This window comes from uncultured Ruminococcus sp. (assembly GCF_946415235.1).
In the GTDB taxonomy this organism is placed as follows: domain Bacteria; phylum Bacillota; class Clostridia; order Oscillospirales; family Ruminococcaceae; genus Ruminococcus.
This window is the reverse complement of sequence record NZ_CAMKRR010000006.1, coordinates 1-20,689: the sequence shown is the minus strand read 5'-3', so window position 1 is coordinate 20,689 and position 20,689 is coordinate 1. Positions and strand designations below refer to the sequence as shown.

General features: G+C 42.7%; 14 protein-coding genes and 1 pseudogene. 11 read left to right on the top strand and 4 right to left on the bottom strand.

The genetic code is table 11. The annotated features are described in order from the left end of the window. The 8 genes from Q0R37_RS02915 to Q0R37_RS02880 all read left to right on the top strand — a co-directional run bounded on the left by Q0R37_RS02915 (nt 1) and on the right by Q0R37_RS02880 (nt 9,504). Nucleotides 1-1,113: an ABC transporter substrate-binding protein gene (locus Q0R37_RS02915; protein WP_294750948.1), complete on the top strand. Its 1,113-nt coding sequence runs from the start codon at nt 1-3 to the stop codon at nt 1,111-1,113. Further along, on the top strand, nt 1,113-2,135 hold the full coding sequence (locus Q0R37_RS02910) for an iron ABC transporter permease (protein WP_294750946.1): 1,023 nt from the start codon (nt 1,113-1,115) through the stop codon (nt 2,133-2,135). Before Q0R37_RS02915 ends, Q0R37_RS02910 begins: the two co-directional genes overlap by 1 nt. Next, nucleotides 2,128-3,243: an ABC transporter ATP-binding protein gene (locus tag Q0R37_RS02905; protein WP_294750943.1), complete on the top strand. Its 1,116-nt coding sequence runs from the start codon at nt 2,128-2,130 to the stop codon at nt 3,241-3,243. Before Q0R37_RS02910 ends, Q0R37_RS02905 begins: the two co-directional genes overlap by 8 nt. Next, entirely contained in the window at nt 3,233-4,189 is a 957-nt protein-coding gene (locus Q0R37_RS02900; RefSeq protein WP_294750940.1) for a DMT family transporter, read from the top strand. The genes Q0R37_RS02905 and Q0R37_RS02900 overlap by 11 nt, the downstream gene beginning before the upstream one ends. Nucleotides 4,190-4,288: 99 nt before the next feature. Then, a complete protein-coding gene (locus Q0R37_RS02895) occupies nt 4,289-4,960 on the top strand; it encodes a response regulator transcription factor (protein WP_294750936.1) in 672 nt (223 codons plus the stop codon). Then, a complete protein-coding gene (locus Q0R37_RS02890) occupies nt 4,960-5,964 on the top strand; it encodes a HAMP domain-containing sensor histidine kinase (RefSeq protein ID WP_294750933.1) in 1,005 nt (334 codons plus the stop codon). The genes Q0R37_RS02895 and Q0R37_RS02890 overlap by 1 nt, the downstream gene beginning before the upstream one ends. A gap of 112 nt (nt 5,965-6,076) precedes the next feature. Then, the gene (locus tag Q0R37_RS02885; protein ID WP_294750931.1) at nt 6,077-6,760 is read left to right on the top strand and encodes an ABC transporter ATP-binding protein; all 684 of its coding nucleotides are present in this window, start codon (nt 6,077-6,079) and stop codon (nt 6,758-6,760) included. Further along, a complete protein-coding gene (locus Q0R37_RS02880) occupies nt 6,757-9,504 on the top strand; it encodes an ABC transporter permease (protein ID WP_294750928.1) in 2,748 nt (915 codons plus the stop codon). The genes Q0R37_RS02885 and Q0R37_RS02880 overlap by 4 nt, the downstream gene beginning before the upstream one ends. Before the next feature lie 69 nt (nt 9,505-9,573). Here Q0R37_RS02880 and Q0R37_RS02875 read toward each other — a convergent pair whose 3' ends face one another. From Q0R37_RS02875 to Q0R37_RS02865, 3 genes are all read right to left on the bottom strand, one after another. Beyond that, a complete protein-coding gene (locus Q0R37_RS02875; RefSeq protein ID WP_294750925.1) occupies nt 9,574-10,200 on the bottom strand; it encodes a response regulator transcription factor in 627 nt (208 codons plus the stop codon). Next, nucleotides 10,197-11,810 carry a histidine kinase N-terminal 7TM domain-containing protein gene (locus Q0R37_RS02870; RefSeq protein ID WP_294750922.1) on the bottom strand — a complete coding sequence of 538 codons (1,614 nt, stop codon included), beginning with the start codon at nt 11,808-11,810 and terminating at the stop codon, nt 10,197-10,199. The genes Q0R37_RS02875 and Q0R37_RS02870 overlap by 4 nt, the downstream gene beginning before the upstream one ends. Nucleotides 11,811-12,087: 277 nt before the next feature. Next, a complete protein-coding gene (locus tag Q0R37_RS02865; protein WP_294750920.1) occupies nt 12,088-14,433 on the bottom strand; it encodes a hypothetical protein in 2,346 nt (781 codons plus the stop codon). A 590-nt stretch (nt 14,434-15,023) separates the two neighbouring features. Here Q0R37_RS02865 and Q0R37_RS02860 point away from each other — a divergent pair. Next, entirely contained in the window at nt 15,024-16,961 is a 1,938-nt protein-coding gene (locus tag Q0R37_RS02860) for a nucleoside-diphosphate sugar epimerase/dehydratase (RefSeq protein WP_294750917.1), read from the top strand. 239 nt (nt 16,962-17,200) lie between these two features. Next, nucleotides 17,201-19,297, top strand: coding sequence for a glutamine synthetase III (locus Q0R37_RS02855; RefSeq protein WP_294750915.1), 2,097 nt, complete (start codon nt 17,201-17,203; stop codon nt 19,295-19,297). Between the two features lie 51 nt (nt 19,298-19,348). Here the strand turns inward: Q0R37_RS02855 and Q0R37_RS02850 are convergent, their stop codons facing one another. Continuing rightward, the gene (locus Q0R37_RS02850; protein WP_294750912.1) at nt 19,349-20,203 is read right to left on the bottom strand and encodes an ATP-binding protein; all 855 of its coding nucleotides are present in this window, start codon (nt 20,201-20,203) and stop codon (nt 19,349-19,351) included. A 182-nt stretch (nt 20,204-20,385) separates the two neighbouring features. On the opposite strand from Q0R37_RS02850, the pseudogene Q0R37_RS02845 reads away from it, so the two are divergent. Further along, nucleotides 20,386-20,689: pseudogene (locus tag Q0R37_RS02845) on the top strand (serine acetyltransferase); the annotation flags it as partial.

Sequence of the window (20,689 nt, the reverse complement as noted above, 5' to 3'; positions counted from 1 at the left end):
ATGAAAAGGCTGATATATACTTTTGCCGTATTGTTTTTATGCGGCTGTACAAGGCTGAACGCTGAAAAAGATGATAATACTGCCCTTAACAAGCTCGAACTCAGGTATGCAAAGGAATTTTCGGCGGAATATCTTGATAACGGCTGTATTTCCGTTACTATAGGCGCAGACCGCTATACAGTAGTTCCCGAAAATGCTGCAATACCCTCGGATACCGGCGGCTCGGCTGTTATCAGACAGCCTGTTGAAAATGTATATAACGCCGCTTCCTCGGCTATGGACCTCATAGACGGAGCAGGAGCTCTCGGCAGTGTCATGATGACATCAACAAAATACGATGACTGGGCGCTGCCGTCTGTTAAAGAGGCTATAGACAAGGGTGAAATGTATTACGTCGGCAAGTACAGTGCTCCCGATTATGAGGCGCTTATGGAGGCTGACTGCTCCCTTGCTATAGAATCCACAATGATATATCACAGTCCCGAGGTCAAGGAAAAGCTTGAAGAACTGGGAATACCTGTTCTTGTGGAGCGTTCAAGCTATGAAACGGATCCTCTCGGACGAATGGAGTGGATAAAGCTTTACGGTATACTTTTCGGCTGCGAGGAAAGGGCAAACGAGCTTTTCAACAGTAAGATATCGCAGATAGAAGAGATACTTTCATCTGAAAAGACAGATAAAAAGGCTGCTTTCTTTTACATCAACTCCTCAGGCGGAGTTGTCATACGAAAGCCTAATGATTATGTTCCCGAAATGATGAGAATGGCAGGCGGAGAGTACATATTTGACAGCAATGATCTTGGTACGGATGAAAACGCGTTGTCGACCATGACGGTCCAGCCCGAAGTATTCTGCGAAAAAGCGTGGGATGCGGATATCCTTATATACAACAGCACGATCCTTGGGGAGATAGCCTCCCTGAACGAGCTTATGGAAAAATATCCTATGCTCAGTGAGTTCAAGGCAGTAAAAACTGGCGATGTATGGTGTACTGAAAAGAATATGTTTCAGCAGACCACAGGTGCTGCTGATATGATAAAGGAGCTTCACAGCATTTTTGTCGGTGAAGCTGAGGATAAAATGACTTATTTGTATCGTCTGGAGGAGCAGTAATGGATACACGGCGTCAACGTATTGTGATAAGCTATCTTGTACTGGCAGTTCTTCTTATTGTGCTCATTATTCTGAATATATGCATCGGAAGCGCCGATATATCGCTCCGGAGATTGTGGTCTGCTCTGCGTTTCCCCGAAAATGACAAAATAGCCTATAATATCATAACGGGACTGCGTATACCGCGTACTGCGGCGGCTTCGATACTTGGCGGAGCGCTTGCGGTGGCAGGATTCCTTCTGCAAAACTTCTTTGCAAATCCCATCGCTGGTCCGTATATACTCGGCATATCCTCGGGAGCAAAGCTGTCGGTAGCTTTGCTTATGGTGATATCGCTTTCACACGGATTTGCAGCCAATTCTGCTGAAATGGTCTTGGCGGCATTTGCGGGCTCGCTCCTTTCCATGGGGATCATACTCCTTATTTCCGCAAGGGTGAGGCGTATGTCCGTACTTATCGTCTGCGGAGTTATGATAGGCTATATCTGCTCGGCTGTGACAGACCTTGTTGTGAATTTTTCCGATGATTCCAATATAGTTAATCTCCACAACTGGTCAATGGGAAGCTTTTCGGGTATAGGCAGCCCGGAAGTTATGACCTCTGCCTGCATAACCGTTCCCGTATGTATTTTTGCATTCATGCTTTCAAAGCCCATGAGCGCATATCAGCTCGGTGAAGAATACGCCCGCAATTCGGGAGTACATATCAGAGCGTTCAGAATATCACTGATACTTCTTTCAAGTCTGCTTTCGGCTTGCGTTACAGCTTTTGCAGGACCTGTTTCCTTCGTCGGAGTAGCTGTTCCTCACCTTATAAAAAGCATTTTCAGGACTGCCAGACCTGTTTTTATAATACCTGCAAGTTTTCTTGGCGGAGCGGTTTTCTGTCTGTTCTGCGACCTCATAACAAGAACTTTATTTGCACCTGCGGAGCTCAGTATAAGTACGGTCACATCTGTTTTCGGCGCACCTGTGGTCATATATATGCTCCTGAACAGAGAGAGGTGGAAGGAAAATGGCTGAAATAGGACTTAGTACGCATGATCTTTCGGTAGGCTACGGGAAAAAGCTTGTTATAAGCGGCATTGAGATAACGGCGGAGTGCGGAAAGATACTAACGCTGATCGGGCCTAACGGCGCAGGAAAATCAACGATACTTAAAACTCTTTGCCGACAGCTCGCCCCTCTCGGCGGAGCCGTATATATCGGAGAAAACAAACTGGAGGAGCTCAGCGGGAACGAGCTTGCAAGGTCTGCTGCCGTTCTTCTCACAGGCAGGGTAAGAACAGAATATATGCGGTGCAGAGATGTCGTGGAAATGGGAAGATATCCCTATACAGGCAGGCTCGGAGTATTGTCCGCTGATGATAAGAAGAAAGTCGATGAAGCCATTAAGAAGACGGATACAGAAAGTATAGCGGACTGTGATTTTGACAGAGTGAGCGACGGTCAGCGGCAGAGAGTGCTCATTGCAGGAGCTGTCTGCCGTGAGCCTAAGATACTGATACTTGATGAGCCTGCGACGTTTCTCGATATAAAGTACAAGCTTGAGCTTATGGATATACTGAAAAAGCTTGCTCACGAAAACAATACTGCCATAATAATGTCACTCCATGAACTTGACCTTGCTCAGCGCGTTTCAGATAAGATACTGTGCATAAAAGGGGAGCGCCCCGACAGATTCGGAACTCCCGAGGAAATATTCACAGGCGGTTATATCGAGGAGCTGTACGGCATTAAAAAAGGAAGCCTGTGCGCGTATTACGGTACTCCCGAACTATTGAAGCTCCACGGCGCACCCAAAGTATTTGTCATTGGCGGCGGAGGAAGCGGCATAGCTGTTTACCGCAAGCTCAGAAGGCTCAGAATACCTTTTGCGGCAGGTGTAATACATGAAAATGATATAGAATATCCTGCTGCTTCTGCACTTGCAGCGGAATTGATCTCCGAAAAGGCTTTTGAACCCGTATCCGACGAGAATTATAAAAAAGCGCTAAAACTTATGGATTCCTGTGATACGGTCATATGTGCTGCCGAAAAATTCGGAGAAATGAACAGGCTGTGTCAGGAGCTTTTGAACAAAGCTAAAAGAGAAGGTAAGCTTATTGAAGGAGCTTTCAATGAAAACTAAGGAAATACTCAAAAACAGAGCAGCAGTCTTTCTGCTTGCAATGCTTTGCTGTCTGCTGTGGGGAAGCGCATTCCCGTGTATAAAGCTTGGATGCAGGTTCTCGCATATTGCTGCTGACGATACATTTTCACAGATATTCTATGCAGGACTGCGGTTTATACTTGCAGGTATAATTGCACTTGTTATCGGCAGCTTTATATCCCGCAGACCGCTTATCATCAGAGTCGGTTCAGTCCATAAGGCTTTGAAGCTTTCGCTTTTTCAGACAATACTGCAATATACCTTCTTTTATATCGGTCTGTCCCGAAGCACGGGTATGAAAAGCTCTGTTATAACAGCGTCAAATGTATTTTTGTCCATAATGGTGGCAGCACTTGTTTTCAGGACGGAAAAGCTCGCTTTGCGGAAAATATGCGGCTGTATAGTCGGATTTTCAGGTATTATCCTTATGAATATAAGCGGTCTGAGGGGCGGTTTCAGACTGACAGGAGAAGGCTTTGTATTTCTTTCAGCTCTTTCGTATGCATTTTCGTCTGCACTTATAAAGCGTTATTCCCGTGATGAAGACCCTGTCATGCTCAGCGGCTGGCAGTTCATTATCGGCGGAGCTTTCATGACGAATGTCGGATTTTTATTTGGCGGCAGGATAATTGTTGTAAATATAGAGGGTATACTGATGCTAATATATCTTGCACTCGTATCTGCTGTCGCTTTTTCCGTATGGGGAACGCTGATAAAGTATAATAATGTATCGACAGTCTCGGTATTCGGTTTTATGAACCCTGTTTTCGGAGTTATATTGTCTTATCTTATACTTTCGGAGAAAAGTCCGTCGGGAATTATCGGTACATCTGCGGCACTGATACTTGTAGCGGCAGGAATAATAATCGTCAATTTACCTTTTGCGGAAAAGGGGAATGATCTCTCTGAAAAGCAGTCTGAATGAACTGCTTTTATTTTTTCGTTGCATTTTGTTCCGACTTGTGATATTATAATGCATAAGGGGATGATTTTACCTGTTTGGCTTGAGAGGAGACGATCGTAATTGTACAGGATATTACTTGTTGAAGATGATAAGGAAATAATAGACAATCTGATAGAATTCCTGTCTAAAGAGGGATTCAGCGTAAAAAACGCAAAAGGTCAGACTTCGGCTATAGAGCTTGTGGAAAAGGAGAGCTTTGATCTTGTGCTGCTTGATGTATCGCTTGCAGACGGGAACGGTTTTGCGGTATGCTCTGCCATAAAGGCGAGCACCTGTCTTCCTGTTATTTTTCTTACGGCGTCAGGAGATGAGTTCAGTACCGTCACAGGCTTCGACCTCGGAGCTGATGACTATATAGCAAAGCCTTTCCGCCCCCGTGAACTCATATCACGCATAAAAAATGTGCTGAGACTGACGGGAACGGCAGGTAACATCACACAGATCGGGGACGTTACGGTGGATACCGTAAAAGGAACCGCAAGCAAGAACGGAAAGGATCTTTTCCTTTCAGCTCTTGAGTACAGGCTGCTTCTTGTATTTATCAACAACAGAGGGGCTGTAATGACGAGAACCAAGCTCCTTGAGTCGATCTGGGACATTGCAGGTGATTTTGTCAATGATAATACACTTACGGTATATATAAAGCGGCTTCGTGAAAAGATAGAGGACGATCCTCAGAAGCCGAATATTATAAAAACCGTAAGAGGTCTCGGATATAAGGTGGATGCGTGATGAAGCTGCTGAGAAACAAAGAGATACTTGATTCACTGAAGCTGTTTGCGTTTATTTCTGCTGCCTCGGTCATAGCAGCGTGGATATATGATAAGCGGATAGTAATACCTGTTTTATGCGTATGTGTTCTTTTCTGCATTATACATTATATGACGAATAGGTTCAGATACAGGAAGATATCGGAGCTGTCCGAGAAAATAAACTGCATATTGCACGGTGATGACGGCGTAAGTATAGAAAGCTGCTCGGAAGGAGAGCTTGCGCTTCTCAGCAGTGAGGTCTACAAGATGACCGTGAGACTCAGGGAGCAGCAGTCGAAGCTTATGGACGACAAGGTATATCTTGCGGACCTGCTGGCAGATATCTCTCATCAGATACGTACTCCGCTCACATCTATAAATATACTTGTATCTATGCTTTCGGAGCCTGATCTGACATACGAAAAGAGGGAACAGACAGTTCAGAAGCTGTACGGTCTGCTTTCACGTATAGACTGGCTTATTACCGCACTTTTGAAGCTCTCAAAGCTTGACGCGAGAACAGTAAGATTCAACAAGGAAAGCATATCTATGCAGGAGCTTCTTGATAAAGCCTGTATGCCTGTCCGAATACCCATAGAGCTTCGCGATCAGAAGCTTGAGATCGAAGCTGACGGTGAGCTGTTCTGTGATGTAGCTTGGAGCTGTGAGGCTATAGGCAACATTGTAAAAAACTGTATGGAGCAGACTCCCGAAGGCGGAAGGATAACCGTTGCGGGAACACACAATCCTTTGTATTCCGAAATAAGGATAAGTGACAGCGGCAGCGGCATCTCCGAAGAGGATCTTCCCCATATATTTGAAAGGTTCTATAAGGGCAGAGATTCGGGGGACAAGGGCGGATTCGGAATCGGTCTTGCTCTTGCAAGAATGATAATAAACGAACAGAACGGCACTCTCAAGGCAGAGAATTCTTCTGACGGCGGAGCGCTGTTTACTGTCAGATTTTATGAAAGCACAGTCTGAGCGGAGAAATATCTCCGCTTTTCTTTTGTGACATATTTGTTATTTTTAAGTCACCGTAAAGTCATATTGACTGATTATAATTATCTTAGAAACTCAAAAAGGAGCAGTTGCTATGGAGATCTTAAAAGTTGAAAATTTATGCAAGACATACGGATGCGGTGAGAATGAAGTTCACGCTCTGGACAATGTGAGCTTTTCGGTGACAAAAGGCGAATTTATAGCGATCATCGGTCCTTCTGGCTCGGGAAAATCCACATTGCTTCATATCCTTGGCGGTGTAGATACGCCTACCTCGGGCAAGGTATATATGGACGGAAGTGACGTATATGCACAGAACGATGAACAGTTAGCTGTTTTCCGCCGCAGACAGGTCGGCCTGATATATCAGTTCTATAATCTTATCCCTGTGCTTGATGTTACCGAGAACATCACGCTGCCCGTGCTTATGGACGGGCAGCAGGTGAACAATGACCGTCTGAACGAGCTTCTTGACATATTAAAACTCAAGGGCCGCGAAAAACATCTTCCCAATCAGCTCTCGGGCGGTCAGCAGCAGAGAGTATCCATTGGAAGGGCGCTGATGAATGCACCTGCGATAGTTCTTGCCGACGAGCCTACGGGAAATCTTGACAGCAGGAACAGCCAGGAGATAGTCGAGCTGTTAAAGCTTTCAAATCAGAAGTATAATCAGACGCTTATCATAATAACTCATGATGAAAACATAGCATTGCAGGCTGACAGGATACTTGCCATTGAGGACGGAAGGATAATTCGTGACGAGGTGATACGCAAATGAGCATATTCGATAAGGTAACAGTCAAATCTCTTAAAAAGAACAAGATGCGTACTCTTGTCACGATCATTGGAATAATGCTTTCAACAGCTCTTATCTGCGCTGTTACCACGTCTTTTGCTTCTGTAAGACAATATGCGATCAATTTTTTGGAGTATAGCAACGGAAAGTGGCACAGTCATGAAGCCGATGCAGACTATAATACCTACAGTAAGCTCAATGATTCCGATAAGATAGAGTCTGTGGGAGTACTTACCTATATCGGCTATGCTGATATAGGAAGCTCAAACGAGTATAAACCCTATCTTTATATTTCGGGACTTGACGAGGACGAGAAAGGCATGATCCCTGTACATTTGGTGACGGGAAGAATGCCTGAGAACAAAAATGAGATCATTATTCCCGATCATCTTTCTAAAAACGGCGAAGTCAAATTAAAAGAGGGTGATAAGATCACTCTTGGTATAGGTGACAGAAAGCTTGATATCGGCAAACTTATCAAATACGGCATTATTACCGCTGCTGAAGCAGACGGTTATTCTCCTGAAATGAATGATATGCTCCTTACCCAGAATAATCCTTTCAGAGCAAAGGATGACGACGAAGGGAATGTACTTTCAGCCGAATATCTTGATATAAGAGAAGAAAGGGAGTATACGGTCGTCGGAATTTACAAGCGTTTGAATCTTGAGGATTATTCTGCTCCGGGATATACAGCTTTCACAGTTCCCGATGCATACAATGAGAATACTGATTATGATGTTTTCTACTGTATGAAAAATGCAAGTGATATTTATGACTTCAGGAAAGAAAACGGGCTTTCGGGAGAAAATAACACAGAGCTGCTTTTATTCCTCGGCATTTCGAGGCATAATTCTTTTTACAGTGTTATATTCGGACTTATGGGCATTGTTGTCGGACTTATCATGTTTGGTTCGATAATGCTAATATATAACGCTTTTGCAATATCGGTCTCCGAGAGGACAAAGCAGTTCGGACTTCTTTCATCTATCGGTGCGACAAAAAAGCAGCTTCGCCGTATGGTAAGATTTGAGGCTACAGCTCTCAGTCTGATCGGTATTCCACTTGGAATACTTCTCGGAATTGCAGGTATGTGGGTAACATTCCTTTCAATAGGAAGCAGGTTCTCGGTCTTTTCAGACCCTGATTATCCCGAACCGCTGCGTATATGCATATCACCCGCAGCTCTTGCTGCAGCTGCGCTGATAGCCTTTGTGACTATCAGGATATCTGCATGGATACCGTCCAAAAGAGCCACAAAGGTGTCGGCTGTTGAAGCAATCAGACAGAATGAAGACATAAAGCAGAAAAAGCATATTAAAACTCCGAATCTTGTATTCAGGCTTTTCGGACTTCCGGGAGTGCTGGCACATAAGTACTTCAAGCGCAATAAAAAGAAGTACAGGGCGACTATAATAAGCCTGTTTATGAGCATAGTGCTTTTTGTTTCAGCGTCAGCTTTTACCAATTATCTTACGGGAGCTACGGTGGATGCCTTTGACAGTGCAAGTTACGACTATATGCTTTACTGGCACAATCAGGCAGATGATAATTTGAATGAGGACGATGTTCTGAAAGTTATCAGAAATACCGATCATATAACCGAGGCTGCATATATGTTCAGGGTATATCAGACTGTTTATGTACCCGAAGATGACATAAATAAAAAAATGCTTGAAGAACATTCTTCATTGTTTGAGGACAGTGTGAGCAGTCAGCCCGTTCGTGAAGGCTATAAAGCGATATATATGCCTGTATTGTTTATTGACGACGGGGCATATCTTGATATGCTCCATAAATACGGCCTTTCGGAGGATAAGTTCTATAACAGGGAAGCTCCCCTTGGCGTGGCATTTGATGACGGCATGGCATGGGATGAAGAAAAGGATAAGATGATTCGCTTTAATATCTTCAATAAAGACAATGTTTCCATGATTTATTATGCTTATGACAAGATAGACGGCTACCCGTATTTAAGAAATGAAGACGATATCGTAATATATTACAGTTCAATGGATGAAAAGGATATATATATTAATGATTGTACCACCGAAGCAGAGCTAAATATAGGAAAAGTTCTGTATGACAGGCCTTATTTTATTGGAATGGTCGATAATCCTTTGGTATTTCCGTACAGCTTCAGGGAAGCTATGAGAATAGGTAATTTTGAAAAGGAATACGGTATGGAGTACCTCATGCTCTCTGATGATACCGACAAGGGATACGAAGCTCTCCGCAATGTAATGAACGAAAACGGTATAGAAAGTCAGTATTTCTCCAATTATGCAAAAAATATTGAAGACGACCGAAACACCGTACTTATCGTAAAGGTATTCGCATACGGATTTATCGTGCTTATCTCGCTTATTGCGGCGGCAAATGTTTTCAATACCATCACGACAAATATCAATCTTCGCAGAAGAGAATTTGCAATGCTCAGATCAGTTGGCATGACCGCAAAGGGAATGAAGAGAATGCTTAATTTCGAATGTCTTCTTTACGGTTCTAAGGCTCTGCTGTACGGTATCCCAGCTTCCGCAGGCGTTACTTACCTTATATACCATGTTGTCAACAGGGGAGTAGATACACCGTTTACCATGCCGTGGAAGGCTGTAGCCATTGCAGTCCTCAGCGTTTTCCTTGTAGTATTCGTTACAATGATGTATTCCATGAGAAAGATCAAAAAAGACAATACTATAGACGCACTTAAGAACGAAAATCTCTGATATTGAAAAAATAGGGAATTAAAAGGGATCATAAATATAAAAGCGGAAGCAATTTGCTTCCGCTTTTCGTTACAGTATATTATTTTTTATAGCAAAGACTGCAAGCTGAGTACGGTCCTTAAGTCCGAGCTTTTCAAGCAGACGTGATATGCCGTTTCTGACCGTTCCTTCCGCAAGGAAAAGCTTTGAAGCGATCTCCTTATTGTCAGCTCCCTCGCATATAAGTCTGAGAAAATCTATCTCACGGTCTGTAAGGTCGTAATTTCTTGCGTCCTGCTGTACAAAAACATCCTTTTTGATGGATCTGAATATGTTGTCGCAGAAAACATTTATACCTCCCGCAACAGCTTTTATGGAATTTATTATTTTATCATTGTCCATTTCCTTTAGTATGTAACCGTCCGCGCCGCTAGAAATGGCTTTTTCCACAGTTTCCTTGTCGTCAAACGTAGTCAGGACGAGAACCTTTACATCGGGAAGCGTATCCTTTATTTTTCTTGTGCCGTATCCTCCGTCATAGTCGGGCATCCTCATATCCATGAGTACAACATCCGGCTTGAGCCTTACACTCATTTCATAGGCTTCTTTACCGTCTGATGCCTGACCGACAACCTTGATATCACTGTCCCCTGCGAGTACGGTACTGAGACCTGCACGCAGTATCTGAACATCGTCTGCCAATATAACTTTTATCATATCTGCACCTCTTTTACGGGTATTTTAATGATCGTATTGAAGCCTTCTCCCTTTATGGAACTGAATTTCGCCGTACCGCCGAGGGCTTCGGCCCTTTCACGGATCCCTCTGAGTCCGTTGTGCTCGGATATATGTTCACAGCCCTTGCCGTTGTCGAGAATATACATTTCAACACGGTCGCCGAGAAACTTGAGAATGATATCTATTCTTGAAGCTTCCGAATATCTCAGGGCATTTGTAACGGTCTCACGGCAGTTATCGTACATTTCCTTTATACAGAATTTGTAGCGTTTATCCTCTTCGCCCTGTATGCACAGGTCGATATCTACGCCTCGGACGGCAGTTGTGACGGTCTGCACAGCCTTTGTTATAGTTGTCATGAATTCGTCATCCCGCAAATTGTTGATAGTACATCTTAGCTGAGTAACGCCGCTTCGTGAGAGACCGTCTATCTCCGAGATATTATCGAGCATTTTGTCAAATGAAGGCTTTTCCTGCTGAGCCTCAAACTTTATCAGCTTTGCAAGTGAGCTTATCATTGTAAAGGTATGTCCTGCCGAATCGTGCATTTCCTGTGCTATACGGTTGCGTTCCTGTTCGAGGCTGAGCTTTTTCTCGGCAGAGACAAGCTCGTGATATTCGGTGACATCGCTTATGGTGATTACTCTTGCCACCTTGTTTCCGGTTTTGTTTTCGCAGAAAGACTGCTTCAGATTATAGAATTCACTGCCGTTTACGAGCTCTATCGACTCAAAATCGTTATCAAACGACTCATTTGTTATCTTTTCTATTTCTTTAAGGAAGTCGCCAAGCGTCATGATATTCTTTATGAACGGAAGGCTTTCCGCAAATTTGTTTTTATATGAAACAGTACCGTTTATATCGAAAATTACGACTCCGCTGTTTATATTCTGTATAGTATCGCGGATAGCAATGCTGTTTATATTGAGAAGTCCGTATTTTCCCAGCGCAATAAGGATAAGCAGGCTTGAAAAAACGAAAAACAGGGGAGTGAGCGTTACTGATGTCTTGAAAACTCCCGTAAGAGTGAGAGTATTTATGGCAAGAGGTATTGCCGCAGAAAGTATCAGCAAAAAAGACTGCTTGCTTATCTGATCCTGTCTTCTTGTATGTTTAAGGCATATCATAGTTATTCCCGTAATAATGCATATGTAGTATATGGCCTGGAATACATAGAAAAGCGGACCGTATGTGACCTTGATTATGTCAAATTCCGCGTAATACATATGATGCTGCGGATTGGTGATAATAAGAAATATTGAAATGACCGATATCAGCGGCAGAAAATGCATGAGCTTTTCGAGCTTTTTGCTCGCGCTTACATATTCAGCCGAAAGCATGAGCCAGAGAGGTCCGAAAAAGCTGATACCGAAATTTCCTATCAGGTAACTGCCCCAGAGCTGTTCGGTGTTGATGGAGCAAAGTATCAGCAGCTCCGATATGAGCCAGAGTACAATGGATAACTGACAGCTGATAAACAGATGAGTCAGTCTGTTGCTGTTTCCGCGTCTTAGTATCCATGTGACAGAGCCAAGCATACCGCACAGACCGAGAGTAAGAAAAATAGCTGAAACAATATTCGCCGTCATGATACACCTCACAGTATAAATGTACTTAACAATTATAGCATATAAACTGAGCGATATGCTATAATTGCCCGATATGCAGGGAGAAAATCTCCGATTTGCGTATCTGCAAGGGCATTAAGATAAAATATAATTAATGTTTTGCATTAATTATAGCATATAATTTGTCAGAATGCAACATTAATATAAAAAATTAACGTAATTTTAATAATATGCAGTGATCGGTATTTGCACTTATTTAATAAAAGAAGCGCTCCGCAGCTGCGGAGCGCAGAATGTTTTACCATGTCCAGCCGCTGAATTTCTTTATGACGGAGGACTTGATAGTTTCATTATTCTTTTTGCAGTATTCATTGCCTGCGGCGATGCCAATGAGAAGTATTCCTGCCATAAACAGGTATATCCACCAGTTAAGTGCCATGAGATAGTCTCTTGTTGCGTAGACGGTGATCGTGAAAAGTGATATTGAAGAAGTGATGAACCATGTTTTTGATCTTGTGCTGACAGAGAGTATCAGGATCGTAAGCATTACTGACATTGAGAATATTGTATTTGCGGCCGTATCGAAATAGAAAGTATCAAAAAGCAATGCTGTGACCGAAATGATAAATATACTTTCGGAAGATATCTTTGAAGCGCTCTTGAACTCTCTCCAGATAAAGCGGCAGGCTATACCGAGAAGGGCGATAATCGCAATATTGATCTTGCTTGAAACTGCCTTTGAGTCCGGAATGAGGCAGGGTCTTGCCATGAGAGCGAATGCTGAGAGGACTGCCGATGATGTAAGGAGGACGGCTGCCATTGTTTTTGAAGTGTTCTTCTTTATGAATGAAGCTATGAAAGCTGCTGAAGTGATAAGTACAAAGAAAATATTGATCCTTTCGGGCTGATACATATAAGCTATTGCGAGCCATACCGTAAGAAGCATCGGGTCGATGACAAACTTATCGTTTTTTTGTACTCCGACACCGTCGTGGTAGATAAATCTTGAAACTGCAAGATAAGCTACTGTTAATGCTGTCATGCAAAGTATGAATGAAAGACTGTTCTTTTCAAAGTTAGCCGAGAGCTTTTCATAAACCGAGATTATTACTGTTATTGCGGAAATAAGAGCAGTCATATTGTTTTTTACTCTGTTTGAAAGTGCAAAATGTAAAATGCAAAGAATAACAGGCAGGATAAGGAGCGTATCGTTTGATGCCGCCGCAATGAGGAAAATTCCTGATATTATGAGATTAGCGTAAAGTACAGCATCGCTTCTGCGCAGGTATTTTGCGTGAAAACCGAACGCTATTTTGGGAAGGAAGATGAATAGAGCTGTAACTGCCAAAATGATAGAAATGAATACTGAGAATACGATGGTTTCCGAGTGATCTGAGTCTGACGGCATGATATTCAGGACTGAAAAAGCTATACAGCAGGGGAGTACGGGTGCTGCTATGCCGGAGATGATCTGTATAGTTTTATTGCTGTGAAGGACATAGTCTGTGATAAGGAGTGATACAATAATCCCTATGGCGATCTCGGGGATAAAGCCCTCTCTTGATAATGAGAAAACTGCGATCAGAGCAGCGATTATCATGTTTGCAAGAGTGATTATTTCTGCTGCGATATTGTTTAATGGCTTTGCAAAGCGGTGAATGAGATAGATGGTCACGGAAAGGATACCGAAAACTATTGCGCCGTATCTGTCATCGGCTGTTTCAAGCACACTCATGGTTATCATATAAGCAAATAATACAGATGTGATGGATTCGCTGGCAATAAGAACTATATTATTGTATTTGAAACCGTAGATAATGAGCTGTGCAATTATTATAACGACTATAGAGAAGCTTGCTATTGTTGGGTGATGCAGGCTTGAAAAGACATATATTACAGATATCGAGCTGAAAACAGACGCTGATATATAGCCTATCACTTTAACGGGAAGCTCGTATTTTATTCCGTTCAGCATTTTAGTTTCGTTGATAAATGCAAGTATCGCTGAGGAAATGATAATAAAAGCCATGCCTCTGCTCTCTGATGTGCCGCAGAACTGGAAAACTGTGCAGTAAACCGTGTATGCTGCTGCGGAAAGTGCGGCATAAACAAGACCGATCTTTCTGAAGATAACGCAGCTCACAAAAAGAAGTGCAGCTGTGACAAGTGACGCTATTGCAAGAAGTGCATAGAGACCGCCGCCGCTGAATGATAACCAATCGCCCATAAGCTTGTAATATCCTGCCGTGAGTATCATCGTTGCGGTAAATCCCGTACCGAGCATAAAAAACGATATGGAAGTTCCCGAGAGCCTGAGGAATTTTCCGATAACACAGCTCAGTATGTATGATATAGCAGCTGCGGCAGCGATAATTGCTGCTCTGCCTGTGTGAGAAGTGTGCACCCAGCTTGCAACTCCGAATGCAAGTCCCGAAAGAACTACAAAGATAGTACCTATCAGGAACAGTACATTTGAAACTGTCATATCGTGCTTGGGACATTGTTTCGGTACGATAGGAACGGCATTCCCGCCGTTCTGCCCGTCTTTTTTCAGATCTGACTGCTTTACAAGTCCGATAACAATGAACGGGACTGCAAAAGGAACAGCGATAAGAAAAGTGATCAAAAGGGTTATTCTTAACATATATTTCATCCTTTCTGAATGATTATGCTGGTTTTTCTTTGATTACATCATAGCATTTTATCCGAAGGATTGTAAGGTGAGTTTCGTCACTTTCACAGTGACATTTGTCACTTTTTTTGTGGGGGCGCCTTATGGAAGTTTCAGCCAAATGAACGATATATATTGAAAAAAGTCATTTAAGGCAGTATAATAGTAAATAGATGATATAGTTTAGCTATACATAAAAAGCTTTAAGCAATTTAAATACTTTATGATTTCCTTTTAAACATTAACCGAACGTAATAAATTAAACGTGTTATACTTGTGATAAAATTGTGACAGAACATATTAATGCATAAACAACTTAAATGATGTATTCGTTTTGTTAATTCTGCTGATTTTTGTTTGTGATTTTTATTGATTGTTTTTTTTGTATTGATTTTTAAAGGAACAGTAAGTATAATAAAATCATATAAACATAGAAGGGCGTTATATACGCATAAAATATTTCGTATATTTATTATAATTTTAGTTCTGTTTGTAGCTATGATCGTTCCACGGTACGAAGTATTATTTATCACTTATTTTTGTGATTTCGGAGGGATTATACTATGAAGAATCTTTTGGGTATTTTTAAGATCAGAAAGGTTATTCTTGCAGGAGCTGACTTGTTTTTTGTTGGGGTTTCGGCACTTATTGCCAATTTTTTGCTTTCATTCCGAAGCCATGGCGTCGATGAATCAACACTGGTCATTCTTATAGCTGTGAGCTCTATGTGCTGTATCGGCGGCCTTATAATTGCGGGTGCATACAGCAAGCTCTGGAGGTATTTCAACAGAAAGGATTACCTCAGCTGTGTATACGGCGTAATAATAGGTATCGCAGCTTCATCTGCAATAGTATACATTATTGATAATTCATTATATCCTGCTTTTTCTGTTTTGCATATGATCATCCTCATATGTTCTGTCTGCTTGTTCCGCTATCTGTTCAAGACTACTATGATAACCATATCGGAAAGCGTATCCCTTAACGGCAAGCGCACAATGGTCATTGGCGGCGGACAGGCCTGCAAGACTATCCTTAAAGAGATCTATAACGCAAAACATTCTCCTTATTCCGATGATAAGCAGGTCACCGCATTTGATCCTGTCTGTATCATTGACGATGACAGCGACAAGATAGGCAGCGAGATCGAAGGCGTTGAGGTCATAGGAACTACCGCTGAGATCGGTAAATTCGTCAAAGAGAAAAGGATCGAGCAGATATTGTTTGCTATCCCGTCATGCCTTGAAGACGAACGCAAGAGGATTCTTGATATATGCACGGAAACAGACGTTCCCGTAAAGGTTGTTCCTTTCATCGGAAATCTTGTATTCGATGACGAAAACAAGACTATCATTAATCAGATTCGCGACATAAAGGTCGAGGATCTGCTTGGCCGTGATCCTATCAGATTTGACAATACTGAAATAAGGAGCTTTATCAGCGGAAAAGTATGTATGGTCACAGGCGGCGGCGGAAGCATAGGCTCAGAGCTTGTAAGACAGATTGCAAAGTACGATCCGAGCCGTATCATTATTGTTGATATTTACGAGAATAACGCATATGATATCGAGCAGGAACTCAGAATGGAGTATGGTGATGAGCTTTCACTGGTAACTCTTATTGCTTCTGTAAGAGATTATTTCCGAATGAATCAGATATTTGATACATATAAGCCCGATGTAGTTTTCCACGCAGCTGCTCATAAGCACGTTCCTCTTATGGAGTCCTCGCCTATGGAAGCTATAAAGAACAATATCATCGGCACCTTCAATGTTGCGTCTCTTGCACAGTTCCACAATGCTGAAAAGTTCGTGATGATATCGACCGATAAGGCTGTAAACCCGACTAATGTTATGGGAGCATCAAAGAGATGCTGTGAAATGATCGTTCAGTATCTTGCACAGCAGAATGAGGGCAGAACAGAGTTCGTTACTACCCGTTTCGGAAATGTTCTCGGCTCCAACGGTTCTGTAATACCGCTTTTCAAGAGGCAGATAGAGCAGGGAAAGCCTGTAACTGTTACTCATCCTGATATAATCCGCTACTTCATGACGATCCCCGAAGCAGTCAATCTTGTAATGGAGGCTGCTGCTATCGCAAACGGCGGTGAGATATTCGTTCTTGATATGGGCGAGCCTGTTAAGATAGTGACTCTTGCCGAAAATCTCATACGTATGTACGGTAAGGAGCCGTACAAGGATGTTGAGATCAAGTTTACAGGACTTCGTCCGGGTGAAAAAATAAAGGAAGAGCTTCTTATGAATGAAGAAGGACTTCAGAAGACATCAAATAAGCTCATCTTTATCGGTAAACAGATAGAGATAGACGAAGCAACATTCCCGATGCGCCTTGATGCTCTTCGCAACGCTGCACTTAAAAATGATGAAGAGCTTGCTGTATTTGCACTTCATTCAATGGTCCCGACATTCACAACTCCCGATGAATTCAACAGCAAGGAGCTCAAGAATGAGAAGCTTGAAAGTGTTGTCGAGTCCGCTTGATGATAGAAACATATATGAATATCGGTCGGCTGCCGTTCATCTGAACGGCAGCTGTTTTATATCTGTTATTGTCAGAATATACCTTTTTCCCGACCATAAATGCTTTATTTTGTATCAAGATGAAAAATGCATTTTGCGTGAATGGGTTTATATTGACAAAACATCAGCACAGTGGTATAATTTTGAATTATGATGGAGTATTGTATATATGAGCTTATAAGCTCTGAGGAGGAAAATATATGTCAGTAAATATTCCCGAGATTTTTGCCTGCAATGTGTTCAATGAAGATGTCATGAAGACAAAACTTCCGAAGAATGTCTACAGAGCTCTCAAGAGAACTATGCAGAACAACGAGCCCTTAGCAGATATGGAGACCGCTGATGTTGTAGCTAATACTATTAAAGAATGGGCTATAGAAAGAGGCGCGACCCATTATACTCACTGGTTCCAGCCTATGACCGGTTCAACAGCAGAAAAGCATGACTGTTTTATCAGTCCCGCGCCAAACGGTATGGCTATCATGGAATTTTCAGGCAAAGCTCTTGTAAAGGGTGAACCTGACGCTTCATCCTTCCCTTCGGGAGGCCTCAGAAGAACAAGCTCCGCAAGGGGATATACAGCATGGGATCCGACATCCTATTGCTTTGTTAAAGAGGGAAGCCTTTATATCCCTACGGTCTTTGTATCATATACAGGAGAAGTCCTTGATAAAAAGACTCCTCTTTTACGTTCGATGCAGGCACTCAGCAAGACCGCTGTTCGTTTCCTCAAGCTTTTCGGAAACGACAGGGTAACAAGAGTTACTTCAACAGTTGGAGCTGAACAGGAATATTTTCTTATAGATAAAAAAATGTATGATCAGCGTGAGGATCTTATCCTTACAGGCAGAACTCTTTTCGGTGCAAAGCCTCCGAAGGGTCAGGATCTGGACGATCAGTATTTTGCAAATCTCCGTCCGAGGATCGCTGCATATATGGCAGATCTCGACGAGGAGCTTTGGAAGCTGGGCATCTATTCAAAGACAAAGCATAACGAGGTAGCTCCCGCACAGCATGAAATGGCTCCTATATTCACTACATCCAACCTCGGAACGGATCAGAACGAGCTTGCGATGGAGGTAATGGAAAAGGTCGCACTTAAGCACGGTCTTGTATGCCTGCTTCACGAGAAGCCTTTTGAGGGCGTTAACGGTTCGGGCAAGCACAATAACTGGTCTATGTCTACGAATGACGGTCAGAATCTTCTTGATCCCGGCGATACTCCTATGGATAATCTCCAGTTCCTTACAATACTCTGCGCTCTTATCAAGGGCGTTGACGAGTATGCAGATCTTATGAGACTTTCAGCCGCTTCCGCAGGCAACGATCACAGACTTGGCGCTGATGAAGCTCCGCCTGCTATCGTTTCGATGTTCCTCGGCGAAGAGCTTGAAGCTGTTTTGCAGGCTATCGAGGATGATGCTGTCTACAAGACAAAGGCACGTGCTTTCAAGATCGGTGTTGATGCGCTGCCGTCATTCCCCAAGGATTCCACCGACAGAAACAGGACATCGCCTTTTGCTTTTACAGGAAACCGTTTTGAGTTCAGAATGGTGGGCTCTTCCGATAATATTGCCTGCCCGAATGTTCTGCTCAATGCCATCATGTGTGAGGAGCTCAGTCAGTTTACCGAGATACTTGAGCCTTTCAAGGGCAAGGACAACTTTGATGCCGAGGTAAGAAAGCTTCTCAAGACTGTTATCAAGGAGCACAGAAGGATCATCTTCAACGGTGACGGCTATTCCGAGGAGTGGGTAAAGGAGGCAGAAAGAAGAGGTCTTCCCAACTATGCTTCAACAGTTGACTGTATGCCGCACTACACAGACGAAAAGAATGTACGCATATTCCGCAAGTTTGAGATATACAATCAGAATGAGGTAGCCGCAAGAAAAGAGATACATCTTGAAAAGTACTCGAAGACAGTTCGTATCGAGGCACGTACCATGATAGAAATGGCAAGAAAGCAGCTCCTTCCCGCAGCAATGGATTATGTTCAGTCCCTTTGCGAGGCTATAGCTACAAAGAAGCAGATAGGCTTTACCTGCAACACAGATGAAAAGATAGCAAAGAAGCTCAATGAGCTTTCAGACCGCTTCTACGAGTCTATCGAGCGCCTTGAAGCCCGCGTTACAGAAGCGAATGCAGTTTCGGGCATTCAGAAGCAGGCTGAGTTCTTCCATGATGTGGTTCTTGCTGAAATGGATATAATGAGAAGCATTGCCGATGAGATAGAGCTCAATATGCCGTCAGCCAAGTGGCCGATACCTGCATATTCCGAGATAATCTACAATGTCTGATAAATAAGAAACGACCTGTGACAGCGTATTTGCCGCCGCAGGTCTTCTTTTTTAAAATATGTCTGCTTTTTTGTCTGAGAACCTGTTTGTCCCCTTTATACTTAGCCCCTCATCGAAATCATCCAGGAAATGGTGGGAGCTTTCTCCTCTGTGGTAAGAGATGAGAGTCTGTAGATTTACATTTTCAACGCTCCTGAAAATGTTCATATCAACTGCGGGATTGGTCAGACGCAGCTGTTTTAGAAGCTGCTTTATCTCAGCACGCTTTGAGCTGCCTTCTGCTTTCGTGGTTTGGCAGGCGCATTGTATGAAGGAAAGCTTATTGTACTCAGTCCAACTGATGATATCGTTCTCTCTTATAAGATAAAGAGGGCGTATAAGCTGGACTTTATAATTCTCACTGTGAAGCTTCGGCATCATTGTCTGTATCTGCGAGCCGTATAGCATCCCCATTAGAATAGTTTCTATGACATCGTCAAAATGATGTCCGAGAGCTATCTTGTTGCAGCCGAGTTCTTCGGCTTTTTTGTACAGCCAGCCTCGTCTTAACCTTGCACAAAGGAAACATGGGTTCTTTTTTTCTTTCGCAGCTGACTCGAATATTCGTGTATCGTATATTTGTATCGGAAGCCCGAGCTCTTCGGCATTACTGATTATTTTTTCTCTGTTTTCGGGAGCATATCCCGGATCCATAACGATGTATTCGGCGGAAAAGATTATTTCGCTGTATTTCCGGAGCCTTTGTATGCACTTTGCCATTAGCATTGAGTCCTTGCCGCCGGAGATACATACGGCTATCCTGTCGCCGTTTTCAATGAGCTTGTATTCCTCAATGCCTTTGCGGAATTTCGACCATATACATTTGCTGAATCCGCCTGTGATTGAATTATCTATGCTGCTGTTCATAACGATCCTCACTCTGTGCATATTATATATTAAATATACAGCGAAAAGCTCATAATGTCAAGAAGACAGAGTGATTTTTAACAAGTTACATATAAAGCCTATTGACTATGTATGAAAAATACAGTATAATTAATATGAAGTTCTTAGCAGACGCATAAACAATATATAATGAGGTGAAGCAAATGCATAAGCTTGAAGAAAGTATCAACTCGCTCACTAAAAATATCCTTTCGGATTATGAGAACAACAGAACCATAGATGAAGTAAAGACCTTCGATCATCCCGATAATGACGATATCGTTGAAATTATCGAAGCTCTCAGACGTATAGTTTTTCCCGGATATTTCCGCAACCGCAGCTTCAGGGTATATACGGTAAGAAACAACATATCCATGATACTTGAGGATGTTATATTCAAGCTTATCAGGCAGATATCAATAGTGCTCCGCTATGATGAAAAGTATGTATCATTAAGCGAGAACGAGG